The sequence below is a fragment of the Enterobacter sp. ENT03 genome (assembly GCF_019218745.1).
Classification (GTDB): Bacteria; Pseudomonadota; Gammaproteobacteria; order Enterobacterales; family Enterobacteriaceae; genus Enterobacter_D.
Genome location: NZ_JAHUXA010000002.1, coordinates 1 through 21,350, shown reverse-complemented (window position 1 = coordinate 21,350; position 21,350 = coordinate 1). Strand labels below are relative to the sequence as shown.

At 51.4% G+C, this 21,350-nt stretch carries 20 protein-coding genes and 1 pseudogene; 6 read left to right on the top strand and 15 right to left on the bottom strand.

Features of this window, described 5'->3' with window-relative positions; all coding sequences use genetic code 11:
* Positions 1–4 precede the first annotated feature (4 nt).
* The 7 genes from KW828_RS05055 to kduI all read right to left on the bottom strand — a co-directional run bounded on the left by KW828_RS05055 (position 5) and on the right by kduI (position 7,627).
* On the bottom strand, positions 5–592 hold the full coding sequence (locus KW828_RS05055; RefSeq protein WP_256350014.1) for a hypothetical protein: 588 nt from the start codon (positions 590–592) through the stop codon (positions 5–7).
* Positions 558–1,997: a type II and III secretion system protein gene (locus KW828_RS05050; RefSeq protein WP_218335391.1), complete on the bottom strand. Its 1,440-nt coding sequence runs from the start codon at positions 1,995–1,997 to the stop codon at positions 558–560. The genes KW828_RS05055 and KW828_RS05050 overlap by 35 nt, the downstream gene beginning before the upstream one ends.
* 21 nt (positions 1,998–2,018) lie before the next feature.
* On the bottom strand, positions 2,019–2,456 hold the full coding sequence (locus tag KW828_RS05045) for a TcpQ domain-containing protein (RefSeq protein ID WP_218335390.1): 438 nt from the start codon (positions 2,454–2,456) through the stop codon (positions 2,019–2,021).
* Positions 2,457–2,471: 15 nt separating this feature from the next.
* Positions 2,472–4,706 (bottom strand): type II secretion system protein, encoded by a 2,235-nt coding sequence (locus KW828_RS05040; RefSeq protein WP_218335389.1) that lies wholly within the window; start codon positions 4,704–4,706, stop codon positions 2,472–2,474.
* A gap of 87 nt (positions 4,707–4,793) precedes the next feature.
* The gene (locus KW828_RS05035) at positions 4,794–5,537 is read right to left on the bottom strand and encodes a type IV pilus major pilin (protein WP_218335388.1); all 744 of its coding nucleotides are present in this window, start codon (positions 5,535–5,537) and stop codon (positions 4,794–4,796) included.
* A 429-nt stretch (positions 5,538–5,966) separates the two neighbouring features.
* A complete protein-coding gene (gene kduD, locus KW828_RS05030) occupies positions 5,967–6,728 on the bottom strand; it encodes a 2-dehydro-3-deoxy-D-gluconate 5-dehydrogenase KduD (RefSeq protein ID WP_218335387.1) in 762 nt (253 codons plus the stop codon).
* Between the two features lie 62 nt (positions 6,729–6,790).
* A complete protein-coding gene (gene kduI / locus KW828_RS05025) occupies positions 6,791–7,627 on the bottom strand; it encodes a 5-dehydro-4-deoxy-D-glucuronate isomerase (protein ID WP_218335386.1) in 837 nt (278 codons plus the stop codon).
* 482 nt (positions 7,628–8,109) lie between these two features.
* Between kduI and KW828_RS05020 the strand changes: the two genes are divergently transcribed.
* On the top strand, positions 8,110–9,285 hold the full coding sequence (locus KW828_RS05020) for an oligogalacturonate lyase family protein (protein WP_218335385.1): 1,176 nt from the start codon (positions 8,110–8,112) through the stop codon (positions 9,283–9,285).
* A 183-nt stretch (positions 9,286–9,468) separates the two neighbouring features.
* Here KW828_RS05020 and KW828_RS05015 read toward each other — a convergent pair whose 3' ends face one another.
* The 5 genes from KW828_RS05015 to KW828_RS04995 form a co-directional block, all read right to left on the bottom strand.
* The gene (locus KW828_RS05015; RefSeq protein WP_218335384.1) at positions 9,469–10,149 is read right to left on the bottom strand and encodes an oligogalacturonate-specific porin KdgM family protein; all 681 of its coding nucleotides are present in this window, start codon (positions 10,147–10,149) and stop codon (positions 9,469–9,471) included.
* 626 nt (positions 10,150–10,775) lie between these two features.
* Positions 10,776–11,954, bottom strand: coding sequence for an acetyl-CoA C-acetyltransferase (locus KW828_RS05010; protein WP_218335383.1), 1,179 nt, complete (start codon positions 11,952–11,954; stop codon positions 10,776–10,778).
* 157 nt (positions 11,955–12,111) lie between these two features.
* A complete protein-coding gene (locus KW828_RS05005; RefSeq protein ID WP_088221396.1) occupies positions 12,112–12,924 on the bottom strand; it encodes a MetQ/NlpA family ABC transporter substrate-binding protein in 813 nt (270 codons plus the stop codon).
* A 173-nt stretch (positions 12,925–13,097) separates the two neighbouring features.
* Positions 13,098–13,766, bottom strand: coding sequence for a methionine ABC transporter permease (locus KW828_RS05000; RefSeq protein ID WP_218335382.1), 669 nt, complete (start codon positions 13,764–13,766; stop codon positions 13,098–13,100).
* Positions 13,759–14,781, bottom strand: coding sequence for a methionine ABC transporter ATP-binding protein (locus KW828_RS04995; protein ID WP_218335381.1), 1,023 nt, complete (start codon positions 14,779–14,781; stop codon positions 13,759–13,761). The genes KW828_RS05000 and KW828_RS04995 overlap by 8 nt, the downstream gene beginning before the upstream one ends.
* Positions 14,782–15,178: 397 nt before the next feature.
* Here KW828_RS04995 and KW828_RS04990 point away from each other — a divergent pair.
* From KW828_RS04990 to KW828_RS04980, 3 genes and pseudogenes are all read left to right on the top strand, one after another.
* Positions 15,179–16,144: pseudogene (locus KW828_RS04990) on the top strand (PLP-dependent cysteine synthase family protein); the annotation flags it as partial.
* 20 nt (positions 16,145–16,164) lie between these two features.
* A complete protein-coding gene (locus KW828_RS04985) occupies positions 16,165–17,313 on the top strand; it encodes a PLP-dependent aspartate aminotransferase family protein (protein WP_218335380.1) in 1,149 nt (382 codons plus the stop codon).
* A 155-nt stretch (positions 17,314–17,468) separates the two neighbouring features.
* Positions 17,469–17,717: a biofilm development regulator YmgB/AriR family protein gene (locus KW828_RS04980; protein WP_088221392.1), complete on the top strand. Its 249-nt coding sequence runs from the start codon at positions 17,469–17,471 to the stop codon at positions 17,715–17,717.
* Between the two features lie 72 nt (positions 17,718–17,789).
* On the opposite strand, the gene KW828_RS04975 is transcribed toward KW828_RS04980, so the two are convergent.
* The 3 genes from KW828_RS04975 to KW828_RS04965 all read right to left on the bottom strand — a co-directional run bounded on the left by KW828_RS04975 (position 17,790) and on the right by KW828_RS04965 (position 18,769).
* The gene (locus tag KW828_RS04975; protein WP_218335379.1) at positions 17,790–18,008 is read right to left on the bottom strand and encodes a hypothetical protein; all 219 of its coding nucleotides are present in this window, start codon (positions 18,006–18,008) and stop codon (positions 17,790–17,792) included.
* Between the two features lie 137 nt (positions 18,009–18,145).
* Positions 18,146–18,433 carry a biofilm development regulator YmgB/AriR family protein gene (locus KW828_RS04970; RefSeq protein WP_218335378.1) on the bottom strand — a complete coding sequence of 96 codons (288 nt, stop codon included), beginning with the start codon at positions 18,431–18,433 and terminating at the stop codon, positions 18,146–18,148.
* A gap of 102 nt (positions 18,434–18,535) precedes the next feature.
* On the bottom strand, positions 18,536–18,769 hold the full coding sequence (locus tag KW828_RS04965; RefSeq protein ID WP_218335377.1) for a hypothetical protein: 234 nt from the start codon (positions 18,767–18,769) through the stop codon (positions 18,536–18,538).
* Between the two features lie 266 nt (positions 18,770–19,035).
* Between KW828_RS04965 and KW828_RS04960 the strand changes: the two genes are divergently transcribed.
* Together KW828_RS04960 and KW828_RS04955 are read left to right on the top strand one after the other, a co-directional pair.
* Positions 19,036–19,941: an SDR family oxidoreductase gene (locus KW828_RS04960; protein WP_218335376.1), complete on the top strand. Its 906-nt coding sequence runs from the start codon at positions 19,036–19,038 to the stop codon at positions 19,939–19,941.
* A 59-nt stretch (positions 19,942–20,000) separates the two neighbouring features.
* Positions 20,001–21,194 (top strand): zinc-dependent alcohol dehydrogenase, encoded by a 1,194-nt coding sequence (locus KW828_RS04955; protein ID WP_072569875.1) that lies wholly within the window; start codon positions 20,001–20,003, stop codon positions 21,192–21,194.
* Positions 21,195–21,350: the final 156 nt, after the last annotated feature.

The window sequence follows — 21,350 nt, the reverse complement described above, 5'->3', positions numbered from 1 at the left end:
CTGCTTATCCTCTTATAAATACTTTTAGCAGTACCATCACTGTCAACAGTAAAACGGTGCCACCCAACGCCAGCGAGCCAATAATGATCTGACGCCTTTTTTTCATTTTTGCCTGATGTTCATTGCAACGTTCAATTACCGCTGAAACATGTTCTTCGGTAATTTTCCTGAATGAAAGTTGCTGATATTCGGGCGCTTCAGCCAGCTGTTCCTTAAGGATCGTCCAGAATCGTCGGGAAACGACAATATCGCTCCCTGAAACCGGGAGGCCCTGGGAAATAATCAGAAAATAAAAGCTATCCTGATGTTCATAAAAATAGATCCCATCGCCGTACAGCTCGCGCATCCACAAAGCAAACGGCTCATAAAGCGTTGACAACTTATGACAAAAAGCCGTCTTTTCTTCGCCTTCAACATTCACCGTTTTCAACTGCCGGTGCGTGCGTCGCAAATGTGAAATCCAGTCAAGATAATAAGGTTCGTGGGTGGTCGGTTCGTAATTCCACACCAGACCAATCAGGACATTATTTTCTGACAAACGCTCAAGCATAAATGCCTCACCGGGTTTGTGTTGGTGCGCGATAATGGTCAATACCCACCACCATCACGACGGTTTCATTATGTTCACTATTGGTGACTGAACCCGCCAGCACAGACATGCCTTGCCCATCCGAATCTTCTCTGGCTTCATATTTGCTAACCAGTAATAAGCTGCCCGGCGTAATAGTGGAGATATTAAAGGTTTCAGTGGTGCTCACCGACGGCAGCTGTACTTCATCGAAGGTGTCGATGGAGTTAAGGAAACGCTTAGTAAAGGCGCTGGCAACTTCGATACGACCGTCCGTTAACACGCGCGGCGTCAGAATAAAGCTGGTACCGGTGATAAGCTCAGTGGTTTCAACCGTCATATCCACATCCCCCGTTTCCGAATCTTCTTCGCGAGTCCGGCTGGAAACATAGTATTGCGAATTGGTCATGTTCAGCGGCACTGGGATATTGTTGCGCGTAATAAAGGATCCGCTTTGCAATACCTTGCTGCCGGTTAACTCATACAGCGCATCGAGTTGTGCACTGATGTCCAGATGCTGATTGGTCCAGCCTGCGGTTAAGCCGCCGGAAAGTTTCATCAGCATGTCTGAACTGTCGATACCAAAAGAGGAGGTGCCGTCATTGAACTTGCCAGTAACGCCGCCGCCCAGTTCTTTTGCTTTACGCTTATCAAGGGTAAAAATTTTGTAGGTGACGACAAACTGACGGGTGTTATCGGCCTGGAATTTTTTCAGTGCCTCATTAAGGGCATGGTATTCAGACGGGCGGGCGGTAATGGTCAGGATCGATGCATCTTTAAAGATGCTGTACATGCCGCTACTGACGAATTTCTCCGCCATGTCTTCGACATCGTCCCAGAAGCTGGACTCGAATTTGGTTTCCGCCTTACCTTTTACGCCACCACTGGAGGTCGCCTGGTTACCGGACAAATCGAGGCTGGTTTCAAACTTATTGTCTTCACCGTAGAAATCGAGCTTCAGCACATAGTTCTGATAGTACGACACCACCAGTACGCCGTTATTATCCAGTACTGGATTCACATCAAACAGTGCGGAAATATAGCGGGTAAATTCCTCGAATGTGCCTTCGAAGTTAACGCTGCGATACTCAGGCTCCCCTGCTTCGTCTTTTTGGCCAGCGGAGGTATTTATGCGATAGCTGACATTCGTTTGCGCTGAAACCGCTTCGAGAATGGTGGCCAAATCGGTCGCTTCATAGGACTGAATTTTGACGTGCTTGCGCAACAGCGCTTGCTTGCGGGAGTTAAACTCCACTTTCTTACCCAGATAAGGCGCGTCGTATTTCATATAGCCGGTGGTTTTCATTTCATCCGGCGTAGTTGGATTACCCGTATCTTTTAATACATCCTCTTTATTGTACTTTGCATCAATTGACGTACAGCCCTGAAGAGCCAGCGTCAGCGCCAGAAGTGAAATTTTAATATTCATAGCATCAATCCTTTGCGTTTATTACTGTTCATCAATGAGCAGTACGTTGTTGGCCTGATAATCTTTTATCACTAAGCCATAATTCTCAGAGGTAAAAACCCGCCCCAGTTGCATTAGGACATCCTGTTTTGTCTTACCCGTAATATTTATCGCTTTATAAATGACAAAATCAGTTGAACTGTTCCACAGTAATTTATAACCGTTTTGCTGCGCCCATTTAGACAACTGCTGACTGAGCAACTCCTCCTCAATCAGCGTGAGTCTGACCTGTTGCACCGGTGCCGGGACAACCGGCGCGATGCTCTCGGAGAAGGGGTTACGCGCTTGTGCAGCGGGCTTCTGCGTCGTAACCAGCAGGCCCGCATCGGTTGGCGCAGACGGTGTTGCGGCTTCGGCACAGGCAATCTGCCCCCCTATCAGGGCAGTCAATGCGGCATTAATTATCCATGTTTTTTTCATTTTTTCTTCCAATGATTAATAGGTCATTCTTTCATGGTCAGGGAAATATATTTCACTACCATTGTTATTATAGAAGTTAACATCAGAGTCTTCCGCGACGATGGAGTGTAATAAAAACTTATGCGGCTGGAGCGCATCCTTACTCCAATTGTATTTTGTCCCACTTTCCGAGGAAATAATGCCTCCCTGTGGAATGGTGCTGCACCACTGGGTGATGACAACCGACAATGATTGCGGGTTTATTTTGTTGGTGCCTTTACCGTCATCAATATTAATCATTGCTGATGTAGCACTAATTAACCAGAAGGGATTGTGGTTAACAGAATCGCTGGCGGTACTCTTAAACCAGTCATCCGCTATCCAGTCGTCGAAAAGCCCAGTATTATCTTCTTTCTCGATATTGGGATCTGCAAGATCAGCCGTATCTTTATTGACTACGATGTTAGCCTGAACCGCCACCCCGGAAATAGCCCCAACGGAGTTACCGCTTCTTTCTGAATTAGCCCGCACTGCGCCCAACTGGGAATAATCTGTGTATCCCTTTTTATCATCCCCAGTTTTATTCATATTTTTCTCATCATCGGCAACAACCGATGAGATGGCTACTGACAAACGTGGATACATTTTTCGTGTCAATAAATCCGTTTTCGCAGATTTACTTTCAGGGTTTGACGGCTTCCCTTCTACTTTCGGACAGGTTTGCAGCGGTAGTCTGATAACGCCAGGCTCAGATAACAGCGAGTTATAATTTGCCGCTTTGTTTCTATCTTTATACAAAGGATCTGCATCATTGGGGTATTTATCCTGCGCGTAATCATTTTTAAAGGACTGATAAAACGTCACCGCTGGTGTTACCAGCTCATACTGTCCCCGGAAGGCATCATTAAAAACTAAGTTCGTATCGTCCCCGCCATCTGTATCAAGTTGACTGCTTCCTTTACCGTCTTTCAGTCTGTCAGCATCACTTTGGTTATAGGCAATACGCCACTTCGCCGGATGCCGCCGCGAGGTATTTTCCATCACGATATTGGCGTACAGCGTACCAGTCGTGCCTTTCAGTGAACTGGGCTTGTTTTTCTCAAGCTCATCATCCTCGATCTTATCTCCATTTTTATCGAGGACTGTGGTGCGTAAATGCAGAATACGGTCGTCCGGATTACCATTACCCGGATTGACGCCCGTACTGTTCATTGCAGCCAGGCACAACGTGCTCTGTTTTTGCTCTTTGTCCCAGCACATGGCCGGCTCGTCATTATTGTTAGAATCACTGGTTTTAATGACCAGTCGATCCGAATCAATGGCTGAAATGCACGGGCCTGCCTCACCTTTGGCGTCATTCCAGCACATTTTTGCGACGGGAACCGAGCCGTCGGCGGGAATATATTCGCTGCTTTTATCAAAACTCAGGCGGATACCATACTGTTTATCTACGTCGAACAGATCCATGTTGCTGGCAACATCACTGACCAGTACCACCTCTGAATTCTTTTTGACCAGGGTGAATTTACCGCTACGACTAACCTCAACCACAGCAGCCTGGACGTAGTTCAGTCCCGCATTACGCAGCGCTTTTTCAAGGGGTTTGATAAAACCAGTGAAATGGAGCCCTTCGTTATCGGCTTCAGGCTGATGAACCAGGTAGAAATCAATACGCTGAATACCCCTGCCTTTTTCACTGTTATCGTTATTAACAAAATCCACGCGCTCCAGCATCAGATCGAGGCTTTCAGCACCAGCGCGTAATTGACACGGCAGCATGACATCAGCAAGTTTGAATTTTAAAGCACCCACTGCGCGACTATTTTTCTGGCATTCGGTACCAAGAAAAAGATAACGTGAACCGTTACCAGTCGAGACTGCTCCAGCACTACCTATCGGTGTTGACCAGCTAAAGTAGAAGAGTTTATTGTCGGATTCAGGTTCGTCCTGCAATGTCTTATTTTTTACGCGATTATCGTAAGCAGCAGAATCCACATATTTTGGATCGTAGAGGGGGTTGTTTGCTGTCGAAGGATTACCATTGCTGGCAAGCGTGTTGAGTTTGGCCTGAGCCGTAAATTTAATCACGCCGGAAATATCACGTACAATCATCTCAGCAACAACTTGCTGATGGTTTTGCTTTGCTTCTTTTCGAGCATAATTGGCCAGCATCATCATGGTTACACCAATAATGACAAGCACTATAATCATTTCTAATAGTGTGACGCCCGCATCCGCACGACCCGGTTTATAATTTTGCCTGTTCGTCATGTCATGCATCCATTCTGACAATGATGCCCTCCGAGAAAAAGAGGGCATGAAATATTAGTTTTTTAAATATTAATTAATCTTAATTAATTAGCGGCTACCTAAGAATACCGTGTTATCAGAACCAGATCCGGTACAAACGCCAGCGCCAGTAATGACATCAGGTGTGATAGTATCAGCCGTGAGGGTTTTAATGATTGAACCGGTAGGAGCCTTGCCCATTATCAGTACTGGTGTCACAGCCGCACCCTGAGCACCCGGAAGAACCAGATAACCTGAGTCTTTACCCGCTGCGAGAACCTGGGTTTCAACATAATCCCACTCGCTGCCAGTCTGGGAGATCAGGTTACGACATTCTTCCTGACTCAGGCCATTGACGGCAATGTAGAAGCCTTTCGCTTTGTCAGCAGTGTCGCTAATTGATGCTGGGCCAATTTCAAATGGTTCGCTGGAGAAGTTATTAAAGGCTTCACTGGTAGATAATTTACCCATTTTTAACATAGTCATAATCGGACCCGAGTAGGTTGGAGTAGACTTCGCCTTATCTGCTTCCAGTTGTGCTTTAGTTACGCCAGCAAGGCTACTACTTCCCGGATAACCATTTGCGTCACGGTAAACTTCAGTCATTGATACACGGATGGTGTTGGTATTATCCACGACATCCGTCATATCCTGTGAAGCAAACGCACGCTGCGCCAGAATTACCACGCCAGCGGCAATAATACCGATAATACCCAGAACGATGATGATTTCCAGTAAGGTCACGCCTTTCTGCTTTTTAAGTTCCTGATACTGATTTGTTTTCTTCTTCCATGAGTCAATTAACGTTCTCATTTCCTAATCCTTATGCTCAAAAATATCCTTTATAAAATTCCTGCCCCCTGAAAAGCGGGCAGAGCATTATAAGAATATTTAATTTTCAAATGCCAGTTTAGCACTCATGAGGGAATAACAATAAGAAAAAGACATGGTGGTCGGATGAGAAGTGAAAATGTTAAAAATTAAAATTATGATAAATAAAACAGCGACATAGGGAAGACTATTTATCAAAATAGCGAGTAAGCTCAATAGGTTATTGTTTATACGTTTTGCAGTTTATTAAATTAATTAATAACATAACCACTATTTACGAATCGTACTTTGCGCAGTTTCACACAAATTAAATATCAAACAAAAATATTAGCCCCACTAATATTTTTACGATTTAATTCGGTAAAAAAAAACCCTGCCGGGGCAGGGTTTTCTCATAAATACAATGAGGTATTAACGCGCCAGCCAGCCGCCATCAACCGCCACAGTGTAGCCATTGATGTAATCCGATGCGCTGGAGGCCAGGAAAACTACCGGCCCCATCAGATCGCTCGGCAGACCCCAACGGCCCGCCGGGATACGCTCCAGAATCGCAGCGCTGCGCTCTTCATCGGCACGCAGTTGCTGAGTGTTGTTGGTCGCCATATAGCCCGGCGCAATCGCGTTCACATTGATGTTGTGCTGCGCCCACTCGTTCGCCAGCAGACGGGTCACGCCCATCACCGCGCTTTTTGAGGCGGTGTAAGACGGTACGCGGATGCCACCCTGGAACGAGAGCATCGAGGCGATGTTAATGATTTTGCCGCCCTTACCCTGTGCTATAAAGTGTTTCGCCGCCGCCTGAGACATAAAGAACACGCTCTTGATGTTCAGGTTCATCACGTCGTCCCAGTCTTTTTCGCTGAAGTTAATCGCATCTTCGCGACGAATAAGACCGGCGTTGTTCACCAGAATATCGATGTGGCCGAATTCTGATACCGCGCGTTCCAGCAGTGCAGGAATGCCGTCAATCTGACGCAGATCGGCGGTCAGGCTCAGAAAACGACGGCCCAGCGCGGTCACGCGCTCAATGGTTTCTGTCGGCTCAACAATGTTAATGCCGACGATGTCACAGCCTGCTTCCGCCAGACCCAGCGCCATACCCTGGCCCAGACCCGTGTCACAGCCAGAGACAACGGCCACTTTACCTTGAAGAGAAAATGCATCCAGAATCATGTTTGTTCCTTAATCTTGCAGCGCCTGCACGAACAGGCAGAGTTAACTTATGCTGTCCGCGACTAGCGCAGATCCTTAACGGCGACGTGGTCCATATCATCAAAGACCTGGTTTTCGCCGACCATACCCCAGATAAAGGTATACGCGCGCGTACCAACGCCTGAGTGAATAGACCAGCTCGGTGAAATCACCGCTTGCTCGTTGTGCATCACGATGTGACGCGTTTCCTGCGGCTGCCCCATCATGTGGAATACGCAAGCGTCTTCTTCCATGTTGAAGTAGAAATAGACTTCCATGCGGCGCTCATGGGTATGACACGGCATGGTATTCCACAGGTTGCCCGGCTCAAGCTCGGTCAGACCCATGCTGAGCTGGCAGGTTTCCAGCACATCAGGGACGAAATATTTGTTGATAGTGCGGCGGTTGCTGGTGAGCGGATCGCCCAGCGTCACCGGCGACACCTCCGCTGGCGTTACTTTTTTGGTTGGATAAGTGGAATGGGCCGGCGCGCAGTTGTAGTAAAACTTCGCCGGGTTCGCGGCATCAACGCTCGCAAACACTACTTCTTTGGCGCCTTTTCCGACATAGAGCGCATCGCGATGACCGATTTCATACCGCTGGCCGTCAACGGTAATGCTGCCCGCGCCGCCAATATTGATCACGCCCAGTTCACGGCGCTCCAGGAAGTAGCTCACGCCGAGCTGCTTACCTACCTCACCGCCAACAGAGACGGTTTTTTCCACCGGCATGATGCCGCCGACGATAATACGGTCGATGTGGCTGTACACCATGGTGTACTCATCCGCGACGAACACTTTTTCAACTAAAAACTCATCGCGCAGCCCCTGGGTATCCAGTGTTTTTGCATGCGCGCTGTGGATGCTTTGTCTGACTTCCACATTAACCTCCAAAAAATCTGACCGAGATGTCATGCAGCGAAGCATTGAAACAGTGTTCCGCCTGCAGTATGGGCACATAGTATCCCGGCTAAAACGTGTTTTCAATTCCAAATAAAACAACGTTTCACTTTTTCTGTAATTTAATAGTAAAAGTGCAGAGAGGATCACGATTATACGCAGTTGACAAGAGTGCAGGATTATTACCGCTAATTTAAAAATAGATAAAATCGTTAAAATACAGATGGTTAAAAAATCTTTGAATTTTGTCTGGCGGCGCACGTTTTACGGTTTGAAAACAAAGATCACCTGCCAGGCAGGTTGTCATGCCCTGCTTATGCGGTAAATTAAATGAGACATTCCTCATAAAGTGCGCCACTTGTCACACACATTGAAACGACGTTTTGATAAATTAACACCCAGCTTTTAAACTCATTACTCTGTGGAACACCGCCCTACAACCGGACCAGGAAAAGGAGCGCATTATGGCGAAAGGCATGCGGGTAAAACTTCAGTATGACGTCAGTCGTGACCCCGACACGGGCGCGGAAATCACCCGCTTAACTCCACCGGAAGTCACCTGTCATCGTAACTACTTCTATCAGAAGTGTTTTTTCAACGATGGCAGTCATCTGCTTTTCGCCGGTGAATTTGATGGCCACTGGAATTATTACTTACTGAATATTGAAAAAGCCGAAGCGGTGCAGTTGACCGAAGGCAGTGGCGACAACACATTTGGCGGCTTCCTGTCACCGGACGATCGCTTCCTTTATTACGTGAAAAACGATCGCACCCTGCGCGAAGTGGATCTCACCACTTACGCCGAGCGCGAAGTCTACCGCGTGTCCGACGAGTGGGTTGGTTACGGCACCTGGGTTGCCAACAGTGATTGCACCAAACTGGTAGGCATTGAGATCGCTAAAAGCGACTGGACGCCGTTGACCGACTGGCAACTGTTCCACGATTTCTTCCATAAAGGCCCACATTGCCGCCTGATGCGTATCGATTTGCAGACCGGCGAAAGCACTGTGATCCATGATGAGAAGATCTGGCTTGGCCATCCAATCTACCGTCCGTTCGACGACAACACCGTGGCATTCTGCCATGAAGGCCCACACGATCTGATCGACGCACGTATGTGGCTGGTCAACGAAGACGGCAGCAATGTGCGGAAAGTGAAAGATCATGCCGAGGGCGAAAGCTGCACCCACGAATTCTGGGTACCGAATGGCTCCGCGCTGGTCTACGTCTCCTATCTGAAAGGACAGCAGGGCCGCACCATTTCCCGCTTCAATCCGGACACCGGCGTGAATGAAGACGTTATGCAAATGCCAGCCTGTTCGCATCTGATGAGCAACTTCGACGGGACGCTGCTGGTCGGCGACGGTTCCGGTACCCCGGTAGATGTGAAAGATACCGGCGGTTACACCATCGATAACGATCCTTATTTGTACGTCTTTGACGTGGCGCAACGCGGATATTTCCGCGTGGCGCGTCACGATACTTCCTGGGCCACCTTCGAGAACAGTCGTCAGGTGACTCACCCGCACCCGTCCTTCACACCGGACGACAGTGCGATCCTGTTTAGCTCCGATAAAGATGGCAAACCTGCCCTTTATATTGCGAAGCTTCCTGAGCAGCGTGAAATGTTGCAAGCGTAATTGAGTGTGTTTCTTTCTGTAACTGGCCTTGCCCTCCTTCGGGAGGGCCTTTTTTTATTTGTAAATAAGCCGACGTTGTTACGCTAAAGTATTTATCTACTCCCTCGTGTATTCCTTCAAATATCAGAAACGAGAAAACCCCGGCTAACTGCGCCAGGGCTTCTCATGAGGGTAAGGTTTATATCAGAAGGAGTATGCCACGCCTACACGATAACGGGTCTGGCGTTCGTCGGTATTACGTACGCCTACGTTACCCAGTTCAACATACGGTGACCAGTTTTTATCCCATTTATAAGCCAGCTTGGCGTTATATTCGTTGGAATACGTTTTGCCGTTTTCACGTACCACGTCTTCGGTGCTCTTGGCGTAAACGTAGTTCAGCTCGGTACGCCAGTCACCCATCGCCCAGCCTACCCACGCATCGAATTTATTTACTTTGTTATCAACCACATTTGAGTCAGGGTTACGAGTGTACTCATAACGGTAGCGACCTGCCACATAGAAACCGCTGTCGAAGGTATACTGTGCATGCAGATACGGTTTATAAATAGAGAAGCTGTCTTTACTTTCAATATTAAAGCCTGGTGTCAGCGCAAAATTATCTGTCGCTTTCCAGCGCCAGTTAATAGATTCTTCATGACCATTACCAACGATTTCAGTTAATGGTTTATCTGCATCATCACCGCCTGATTTCCACTTCGCTTCCACGCCGAAACCAAAGCCATTATCAAAACGGTGTGATACGGCAACACGGTCGGCATTGCTGCCGCTGTCAATATATTCGTGGCGCAGATCGACGGTGACGGCCTGGGCCGCGAAGGAGGCACCAATGAGAGACGCAAGGACCAGAGACTTTTTAAACATGAAAACACCCTCAAAAATTTAAAATATCGTTCCGTTTTTATGAGACTGCATTTTATTTTTTTAAAAAGGTTTTTTTAGTGATCCGGATCGTAATTATTTGCTTACTGAAAAGCGGTGCTTAAAGTCGTGATGAGCATCAATATTAATTTGTGATAACCCCATTTATTAAAGACGAAGATCACATAAATATATTATTAACGTCCTAACAACAAAGATTTCATAAAAAATGAAAAACTATAAATATCAGCAAGATAGTGAATTAGCAGACATATAATACCCTCCGTGATTTTATTTTCTATTCACCATTAATTTTATAATCATTCATTTTTTTTGGAATGAGGACTTAATTCGAGAGAAGAAATTTTAATTTCAAAAAATTCAAAACAGTGAGATTTAGCTTAATTGCGATTATGGAGGGAAGTGAGAGGAAAGGTTTGGCACGCCCGGCGGCGCAAGCTTGCCGGGCCTACAAAAAGCAAACGTAGGCCGGGCAAGCGCAGCGCCGCCCGGCAAAACAGTCAATGACCAGCATGTAGACCGGGCAAGCAGAGCGCCGCCCGGCAGAACAGTCAATGAACCAGCATGCAGGCCAGGCAAGCGCAGCGCCACCCGGCAAGATGACATACTCAGTCGCGCTCGATCGCCAGCGCCACGCCCTGACCGCCACCGATGCACAACGTCGCCAGACCCTTGTGCGCCCGGCGTTTCACCATCTCATGCACCAGCGATACCAGAATACGGCAGCCGGACGCGCCAATCGGATGCCCCAGCGCAATGGCCCCGCCGTTGACGTTCACCCGCCGTTCGTCCCATTCGAGGATTTGCCCCACCGACAGCGCCTGCGCGGCAAAGGCTTCGTTGGCTTCGATCAGATCAACGTCCTGCAACTGCCACCCCGCGCGCTCAAGACAGCGCCGCGTGGCATACACCGGCGCGATCCCCATCAATGCCGGATCAACCCCAACGCTGGCAAACGCCCGGATGCGCGCCATGATCGGCAGATTCAGCTCCAGCGCCTTGCTTTCGCTCATCATCAGCACAGCCGCCGCGCCATCATTAATAGAGGAGGCATTGCCCGCCGTCACCGACCCACTGCGTTCAAACACCGGACTGAGCCCCGCCAGCCCTTCGGCGCTGGCATCGGTGCGCGGCTGCTCGTCACATTCCACCTGTAGCCTCTCACCGCCGCGATCCACCAGTACCGGGACAATCTCATCCCGAAAGCGGCCCGCATCGATGGCCGCGCGGGCTTTTTGCTGAGAGCGTAGCGCGTAGTCATCCTGCCGCTGGCGGCTGATACCGTACTCCCGCGCCAGGTTCTCCGCCGTCACGCCCATATGATAATCATTAAAGGCATCCCACAGGCCGTCATGCACCAGGCTGTCAATCAACTGGCTGTTGCCAAGCGGCGCGCCAGTGCGACTGTCGGTCAGCACGTGGGGCGCCCGGCTCATGTTCTCCTGGCCACCGGCGATAACAATATCCGCCTCGCCGCACTGGATTGCCTGGGTCGCCAGATGCAGCGCTTTCAGCCCCGAACCACACACATCATTAATGGTGATGGCAGAAACCGAATTCGGCAGCCCGCCTTTGATCGCCGTCTGGCGGGCAGGGTTTTGCCCGGCACCGGCGGTTAACACCTGTCCGAGGATCACTTCATCTATATGCTGCGGGATCACGCCACTGCGTTCGATAAGCGCTTTGACCACCAGACTGCCGAGTTCCACCGCAGAATGACGAGATAAAGCGCCCTGAAAACAGCCGATAGGCGTGCGCACGGCCCCTACGATCACGACATCTTTCATCTCAACCTCTGCTCAGCTTGTCCCGGCAATAGTAGAGGATTGTTATTAATTATTTACTTAATTGTTTAGGATTGGTGACTACTATCACAGAGGAATTTCATACGGGGGGATGAGGGAAACACGCGCCAGCAACGGCCAGCGCGTGTGGGGGGCAGGATCAGTTGTTAACCGGGATCACCGCGCCTTTATATTTGGTGCGGATCCAGTCCTGGATTTCTTTCGAATGCAGCACTTTTACCAGTTCTACAATGTCTTTTTTCTTCTCGTCGCCGCGATGCACGGTAATGATGTTGGCGTATGGGTTGTTCTCACCGCTTTCTACGGCAATCGGATCTTTCACCGGATCCAGACCGGCGTCGATGGCGTAGTTGGCGTTGATCACCACCGCGTCACCTTCGTCGTTGTTATACATCTGCGGCAGCAGGGAACCTTCGACGTTCGGCAGGAACTTCAGCTTTTTCGGGTTTTCCACGATGTCGCTGATGCGCGCGGTCACTTTGTCGATGCCCGGCTTCAGTTTGATCACGCCCTCTTTTTCGAAGATAGACAGGATACGACCCTCTTCCGCCACAGCGTCACGCATGATGACTTTGCCGCCTTCCGGCAGATCTTTCAGCGATTTGTATTTTTTAGAGTAGATACCAATCGGCTCAATGTGGATCGCGCCAGCGCTGACGAAATCATAGGTTTTGTCATCCGCATGATCTTTGAGCACGCTGTTCAGGTAAGGGATGTGCTGGAAATAGTTAGCATCGATGTCGCGGCTCGCCAGCGCGGTGTTCGGCAGGATGTAATCCTGGAACGGACGGATCTCCAGATCGATACCTTCTTTCGCGAGGATCGGCTTCGCCTGCTCCAGAATTTCCGCGTGCGGCACGTTGGATGCGCCCACGGTCAGGGTATCAGCCCAGGACGCAAAGCTCAGGGCGCTCAGGGTGGCGGCGGCAATCAGTGTGAGTGTTTTTTTCATGATGTTGGTTTCCAGTAATTGTTATGTTTATAGACTGGCCATCAGGCGTATATTGTCGCAGTCAGTCTGGACTCGGACAGCGCGGAGAAACCGGAGCGTACACGTAAGTACGTGAGGATTTCGAGCACTGCCCAGGTCCGGACTGGCAAGTAAAATAGCCTGATGGGCCAGTCTTAGCGTTTATCTAACAGAGAAGTCAACACGTCGCCACAGAACTGAATGATGAAGACAATCACCAGAATGGTCACTGTCGCCACCAGCGTGACGTCGTTATGGTTACGCTGGAATCCTTCCAGATATGCAAGATTTCCTAAGCCACCGGCACCGATAACACCCGCCATGGCGCTATAGCTCACCAGCGCAATCAGCGTGACGGTAATACCCGACACCAGCGCAGGCGAGGATTCAGGGATTAATACCCGGAATACGAGAGTGCTGAGGCGCGCGCCCATCGAACGCGTCGCTTCAATCACACCTTTGTCCACTTCACGCAGCGCGATTTCCACCAGGCGGGCATAAAACGGTGCCGCGCCGACAATCAGCGCCGGCAGTGCCGCATCCGCGCCGAGAATGGTGCCGACAATCGTCTTGGTGAAGGGGATCAGTAACACAATCAAAATAATGAACGGGATGGAGCGGAAAACGTTCACCACCACCGAAATCGCGCTGTACAACGGCTTATTCTGGAACAGGCCGCCTTTGGCGGTCAGGAACAGCGCCAGCCCCAGCAGCAGGCCGAGCACAAAGGTCGCCACGCCGGACAGCGCCGTCATATATAAGGTTTCGAGCGTCGCCGCCCACAGCTGGTCCACTTTCAGGTGGGGCAGTAAATTCTCAATCATGCTTAATTACCTCGCCTTCAATATCACTCTGTTGCAGATCGGCAAGGATATTGTTCAGTTGTTCCTGATTTGCCACCACGTGCACCCACAGCTGCCCGAACAGGCCATGTGCGGTTTGCGTCATTTTGCCGTGCAGAATATTAAACGACAGGCCGTAGCGCAGCGTCAGCTCACTGACCACCGGCTGATAGGTTTTATTACCGGTAAAGGTCAGTTTGATGATGCTGCCGTCAAGCCCCGCGGCGAGCGCCGGATTAAACGCCTCTTCTTCCGCGTACTGGCTTACCTGGCGCACAAACTGACGGGTGATCGGCTGCTGCGGATGGGTGAAGACATTAATCACATCACCTTCTTCAACCACTTTGCCGTTTTCCATTACTGCCACGCGATCGCAAATCTTGCGCACGACGTGCATCTCATGGGTGATCAGCACAATGGTCAGCTTAAAACGGCGGTTAATGTCCAGCAGCAGATCGAGGATCTGATCGGTGGTCTGCGGATCGAGCGCGGAGGTCGCCTCGTCGCACAGCAGCACATCCGGATTATTCGCCAGCGCACGGGCGATGCCGACGCGCTGCTTCTGGCCGCCGCTGAGCTGCGACGGGTAGGCTTTTTCACGCCCGGTGAGGCCCACCAGCTCGATCAGCTCCGCCACGCGGGCAGTGATTTTCGCTTTCGGCACCCCGGCAATTTGCATCGAGAAAGCAATGTTCTCGCTGACGGTGCGCGACCAGAGCAGATTAAAGTGCTGGAAGACCATGCTGATCTTCAGGCGCGCCTGGCGCAGCGCTTCACCTTCAGCGCGGGAGATATTCTGTCCGTTGATGGTGACATCGCCGGAAGTCGGTTTTTCCAGACCGTTCAGCAGGCGGATCAGCGTGCTTTTTCCCGCGCCGCTGTAGCCGATAATGCCGTAAATCTGCCCCTGCTCCACCGTCAGGTTAACGCTATCCACGGCGGTGATGGGCACCTTTCCGTGGTCAAAAATCTTTGAAATATTCCTGAGGACGATCATGTTGTTGTTTTTATCCGTTTTGGCGGTTTAGCAGTATGGATGTCCAGACGATAATAATCTGTCGCAATTATATTTGAAATAACTTAATCATCATTACTTATAACGGTTCGCTATAAACAGCGCGGCAAAAGGGTTGACTGCGTATTGGCTATTTTCAGCATTGGTTAGGTGAAAAAAGCATAAAACATCGCCTGTTTGCCCTGCATTTGCCTGTTTTTACGGCAAAAGTGCCGTTTTATAGCAATCAACACGTCCGGATGTCTACAGGGATTTACTTCCTGATGGCTGAACAGCATGTGATATTACTTTTCGATCTATATTGCAGAGAAAGATTCTTTAATCACCAAAAAACCCAGACCTATTATCCAGACATTATGTTAACTACGGATCGTCCACCATGTCTGTTGCCCATTCTGTCACTGAATTGATTGGTCATACGCCGCTGCTCCAGCTGCATAAGCTGCAACGCGGGCCGTGTGAGCTGTTCCTGAAACTGGAAAACCAGAACCCAGGCGGGTCGATTAAAGATCGCGTGGCGCTGTCGATGATCGAGGCCGCCGAGCGTGAGGGGTTACTCAAGCCGGGCGGCACCATTATTGAGGCCACCGCCGGTAATACCGGGCTGGGGCTGGCGCTGATCGCCGCGCAAAAAGGCTACAAGGTGGTGCTGGTGGTGCCAGATAAAATGAGCCGCGAGAAGATTTTCCACCTGCGCGCGCTCGGCGCTGAAGTGGTGCTCACCCTCTCCGACGTCACCAAAGGCCATCCTGAGTATTACCAGGATTATGCCCTGCGTCTGGCGCAGGATATGCCTGGCGCCTATTACATCGACCAGTTTAACAACCCGGCGAATCCGCTGGCCCACGCCGCCACCGCCGCAGAAATTTTTGATCAGCTTAACGGCCGCGTGGATGCCATTGTCGTTGGCGTCGGTTCCGGCGGCACCCTCGGCGGCCTGCAGGCCTGGTTTGCGCGCCACTCGCCGCATACCGAATTTGTGCTCGCCGACCCCGAAGGCTCCATTCTTGCCGATCAGGTGGAAACCGGACGTCATGGCGAGGCAGGCTCCTGGCGGGTGGAAGGCATCGGCGAAGACTTTGTCCCGCCGCTGGCGCTTATTGACGGCGTCAGACAGGCGTACCGCGTCAGCGACGCCGAGGCGTTTGCCACCGCGCGCCTGCTGTTACAGCGTGAAGGGGTACTCGCAGGCTCGTCTACCGGCACGCTGCTGACCGCGGCGCTGCGCTACTGCGCCGCCCAGACCACGCCGAAACGCGTCGTCACCTTTGCCTGCGACAGCGGCAACAAATATCTCTCAAAAATGTTTAACGACGACTGGCTGCGCGAGCAGGGTCTGATCAACGATGTGTATAAGGAAGAAAAATGAAAACATTAAATACCCTCAGCGTGCACAGCGGCGCGTTTAACGATCAGCACGGCGCGGTGATGCCGCCAATTTATGCCACCTCCACCTTTGCCCAGCCTGCGCCGGGCCAGCATACCGGCTACGAATACTCCCGCAGCGGCAACCCGACGCGACACGCGCTGGAAACAGCCATCGCCGAACTGGAAAGCGGTACGCGGGGCTACGCCTTTGCCTCTGGCCTTGCCGCCATTTCCACGGTACTGGAGCTGCTGGACAAAGACAGCCACATTGTCGCCATCGACGATGTCTACGGTGGCACATACCGCCTGATTGAGAACGTGCGTCGCCGCAGCACCGGCTTGCAGGTGAGCTGGGTGAAACCGGATGACCTGGCGGGTCTGGAGGCGGCGATCCGCCCGGAAACGCGGATGATCTGGGTAGAAACGCCGACCAACCCGCTGCTGAAACTGGCCGATCTGGAAGCCATTGCCGCTATCGCCAAGCGTCATAACGTGATTAGCGTGGCGGATAACACCTTTGCGTCGCCGCTGATCCATCGTCCGCTTGAGCTGGGTTTCGACATCGTGGTGCACTCCGCCACCAAGTACCTTAACGGTCACTCAGACGTAGTAGCAGGACTGGCGGTGGTGGGCGATCGTCCTGCGCTGGCCGAACAATTAGGCTATCTGCAAAATGCCGTTGGCGGCGTACTCGATCCTTTCAGCAGTTTCCTCACCCTGCGCGGCATCCGCACGCTGGCGCTGCGCATTGAGCGACACAGCAGCAACGCCCTGCGTCTGGCGCAGTGGCTGGAACAGCAGCCGCAGATTGAACAGGTCTATTTCCCGTGGCTGGAATCGCATCCGCAGTATCAGCTGGCCCGTCGACAGATGGCGCAACCGGGCGGGATGATCTCAATTGTGGTGAAAGGTGATGAACAACGTGCCGCGCAGATCATCAGCCGACTGTCACTTTTCACCCTGGCGGAAAGCCTCGGCGGCGTCGAAAGCCTGGTGAGCCAGCCTTTCTTTATGACCCACGCCTCGATCCCGCTGGAACAGCGCCTCGCTAACGGCATTACGCCGCAATTAATCCGCCTGTCAGTGGGCATTGAAGATGAAAACGATCTGCTGGCAGATTTAAAACAGGCGCTGGCAGAGGAATAAGCTCATTCCTAAAAAAGTTTATGTGCGCGTAAATATATTTGAAGAATTTTCATTTCTGACATTGCGGATAATCACATTGGTGACTAATTTTATTGGGCTAAACATTCCCTCTCGTCATATTAAGAGGGCAACGATATGAATTTTGAGGATCTTTTATGCACAGCGCGACATCAGAAGAACAGTTGAATGAATATTTCGGCCAGAGCGCACAGACGTTTGAAGCCGAAAGACTGTTCATCCATGAGCTTTCCGCGAGCCTGAGAAGCAATCAGATTGAGGTGACGAATAAGAACCTTATTCTGGCGGTGATCCGCTTGCTGGAAACGGAAGAGGATGTTGTAAAACTGGATGTCTATCGCAGTGCGCTGGAAAGGATCGTTCAGCAAACCCCGGACGATTTATAAGCCTGGGTTATCAGCAGGAAATCCACCCGGCCCCCGCGAAACGCGCGTGGCGGGCCGGTGTGAATTCACAGGTTACGCGGATTTTTTTACACGAACCTTCAATATCTTACAGGCCCCGTCAAGAACCTGCTTTTGGTGCGGATCTGATGTCATCATACTGCGCGCACGTAATACCATGACGATGTTTTCGGCATCGATGGCATGACCAATACTCATAAGATGAGTCGCAGCCTCGCCGATAGCCTCTTGAATGTTTTCAAGACATATCTGTTCATCTTGTTTCAATTTCACTCTCGATACTTGAGGAATGTGTTCTTCTATGGCCTACAGGCCATGATCAAAGTCACAGGAGCATCGATGGAACATGCCAGAGCAAGTCTGATTAGAAGGGCGACTCTGCTTACCCGAAGGTTAAGCAGAGGGACAGATTAATGCTTAGTCATTGAAGTCGTTTTTTGCGCCAGCGTGGTGCGCAAACTCTGTTTTAACGATCCTGGCGCGCTGACGGTTTTGGTCTGCAACGCCCTGAACTGGTGAACACCGTTAATGGCAGTCCGGTAAGCATCCCGCTTCTCCCGGTCGGTTTCACTCTGTAAATTTTCCTGTAACTGGCCGATAAGCGCATCAAAGGAAACGTTGTCATCATTTTCGAGAAGGTGCAGTACCGCTTCTCCCATGATGGTATCTACCAGTCTTTCCTTATCATTCTTGCTCATTGAGCCTCTCATTATTGTTACCGTTAGGCACGGTGTAACCCGGTGAGTATGGCTATGTCTGCGCCGGAAAGATATAGTTTTGAAGGATATATCCCCGTTCCATTAACCTTTCTTTAACACAAGACCAATCAATTCAGTCAATTGCGCTTCAAGCGCCGGATCGGTCGAAAGGTCAATCTTTGCGGCCAGTTTTACACACAGGCCATGCCTGGTGATTTCCTGCCCGGTTCGCAGCATTTCCATCACCACCGTTCCCAGCATCTCCTCTGCGGTAGAGAGGGTTAGCGCAGGTGTTGACGTGTCGCTGCCAGAAGCATTGTTGTAAGTGTCTGTCACTACATCCTCACTTATATCATCGCTTGTCGATGCGCCCGGGCACACCAGCAAACAGGGACAGCTAACGATCGTTAATGCTTCAAGTATTTGGCACCTTCCGACATGCCGCAAGGTAAAAACGTCAATTGCAGATTTTTCCAGGGTGGCGAAACGAAGCGGTAAACACCCTTTAAGCAACTTTTTATGTGCAAAAGTCCGAGAAAACTGGCATTTCCCGCTGATGCTCTATGCTTAATAGACCCAAAGCCACACAGAAGGAGCGAAGTATGAGCAATAAAAACGTTACGACCGCAGGTATCTCCAACCCAGCAGATAGCTATCCGGTACCCCCGTTTGAACGTCAGCATCAACCCTTCCCTGGCCTGGCCTGTAAAATGAATCCCCGCCCCGATCACGGCGAAACCTCCTACAAAGGCAGCGGCCGTCTGGAGGGCAGAAAAGCCCTGATCACCGGTGGTGACTCCGGTATTGGCCGCGCGGTGGCGATTGCCTATGCCCGCGAAGGCGCTGATGTTGCTATCAACTATCTGCCCGCAGAAGAGGAAGATGCCCGCGAGGTGATTGAACTTATTCGCGCCGCAGGCCGCAAAGCGGTCGCGATTCCCGGCGATATTCGCGACGAATCGTTCTGTCAGCAGCTGGTCAAACAGACGGCTGAAGAGCTGGGCGGGCTGGATCTTCTGGTGAACAACGCCGGTCGTCAGCAGTTCCGCAATCACATCCGCGAGCTGTCCACCGAAGATTTTGACGCTACCTTTAAAACTAACGTCTATGCGATGTTCTGGATCACCAAAGCGGCGCTGGATTATCTGCCGCGCGGTGCGTCGATCATCAACACCTCGTCCGTACAGGCTTACCAGCCAAGCCCGACGCTGCTGGACTATGCCCAGACCAAAGCGTCCATTGCCGCCTTTACTAAATCCCTGGCACAACAGCTGGCGGAAGAAGGCATCCGCGTGAACGCGGTCGCACCGGGGCCATACTGGACGGTTCTGCAAGCCTGCGGCGGTCAGCCACAGGAAAAACTGGAGCAGTTTGGTGCCTCTGCGCCACTGGGTCGCCCAGGGCAGCCTGCCGAGATCGCCACTATCTATGTGACGCTGGCATCCAATGAAAACAGCTACAGTTCAGGTCAGGTATGGTGCTCCGATGGCGGTACCGGCACGCTGTAACAGCAAGGTCTGACGGAGTTTCTGTTTAACACGCGATTACGATACCGGAGCTACGCACAATGAAAGCACTCACCTATCACGGCCCGCATAAAGTCAGTGTCGATACCATGCCCGATCCGAGTATCGAAGCGGCAGACGACATTATCCTGCGCGTTACCGCCACCGCGATCTGCGGCTCGGATCTTCACCTCTACCGCGGGAAGATCCCCGGCACCGATCATGGCGATATTTTCGGTCATGAATTTATGGGGGAAGTGGTCGAGACGGGGAAAGATGTGCACGCCGTCGCGAAAGGCGATCGCGTAGTGATCCCCTTTGTGATCGCCTGCGGTGACTGCTTTTTCTGTCATATGCACCAGTATTCCGCGTGTGAAAACACCAACAGTGGCGGCGGCGCGACCTTAAACCGGAAGTCGATTACGCCGCCCGCCGCGCTGTTTGGCTACAGTAAACTCTACGGCGGTGTTCCCGGCGGTCAGGCTGAGTACGTGCGCGTACCGAAAGCCAACGTCGGCCCGTTCAAAGTACCGGATACCCTGCCGGACGAAAAAGTGCTGTTCCTGTCAGATATTCTGCCCACCGCCTGGCAGGCGGTGAAAAACGCGGATATCAAGCAAGGCTCCAGCGTGGCGATCTTCGGCGCGGGTCCGGTCGGTTTACTGAGCGCGGCCTGCGCCCGCCTGATGGGTGCGGAGCTGATCTTTATGATCGACCATAACGACTACCGGCTGGAGTTTGCCAAACAACGTTACGGTATCGTGCCGATCAACTTCGACGACAACGACGATCCGGCGGCCTACATCATTGAGCATACCGCGGGTCATCGTGGCGTGGATGCAGTGATCGACGCCGTGGGCTTTGAAGCGAAAGGCAGCCTGACCGAAACGGTACTGAGCAACCTGAAGCTGGAAGGCAGCAGCGGTAAAGTGCTGCGTCAGGGTATCGCGGCGGTACGTCGCGGCGGCGTGCTCAGCGTGCCGGGCGTTTACGCCGGTTTCATTCACGCCTTTATGTTCGGCGATGCGTTCGACAAAGGCCTGACCTTTAAAATGGGTCAGACGCACGTCCATGCGTACCTGCCGGATCTGCTGGCGCTGATTGAAAAAGGCCATCTGACGCCGGAAGAGATCGTCACCCACCATATGCCGCTGGAAGATGCCGCGCGCGGTTATGAGATCTTCGAAAAACGCCAGGAGGAGTGCCGCAAGGTGATCCTGGTGCCGGGGATGCATGCCGGAAATGCGACCTTGTGAGGTGACTGTTGTGCCGGGTGGCGCTGTCGCTTACCCGGCCTTGTATTATGCTTCCCGTGCACAAAGAACCGGCCGGTTCTTTCTGCCATGCAGTCCACATGCCGTACCCGGCCTCAGGCTTGCAGCCTGTGACGTAGATTTATGCAGTGGACTGCC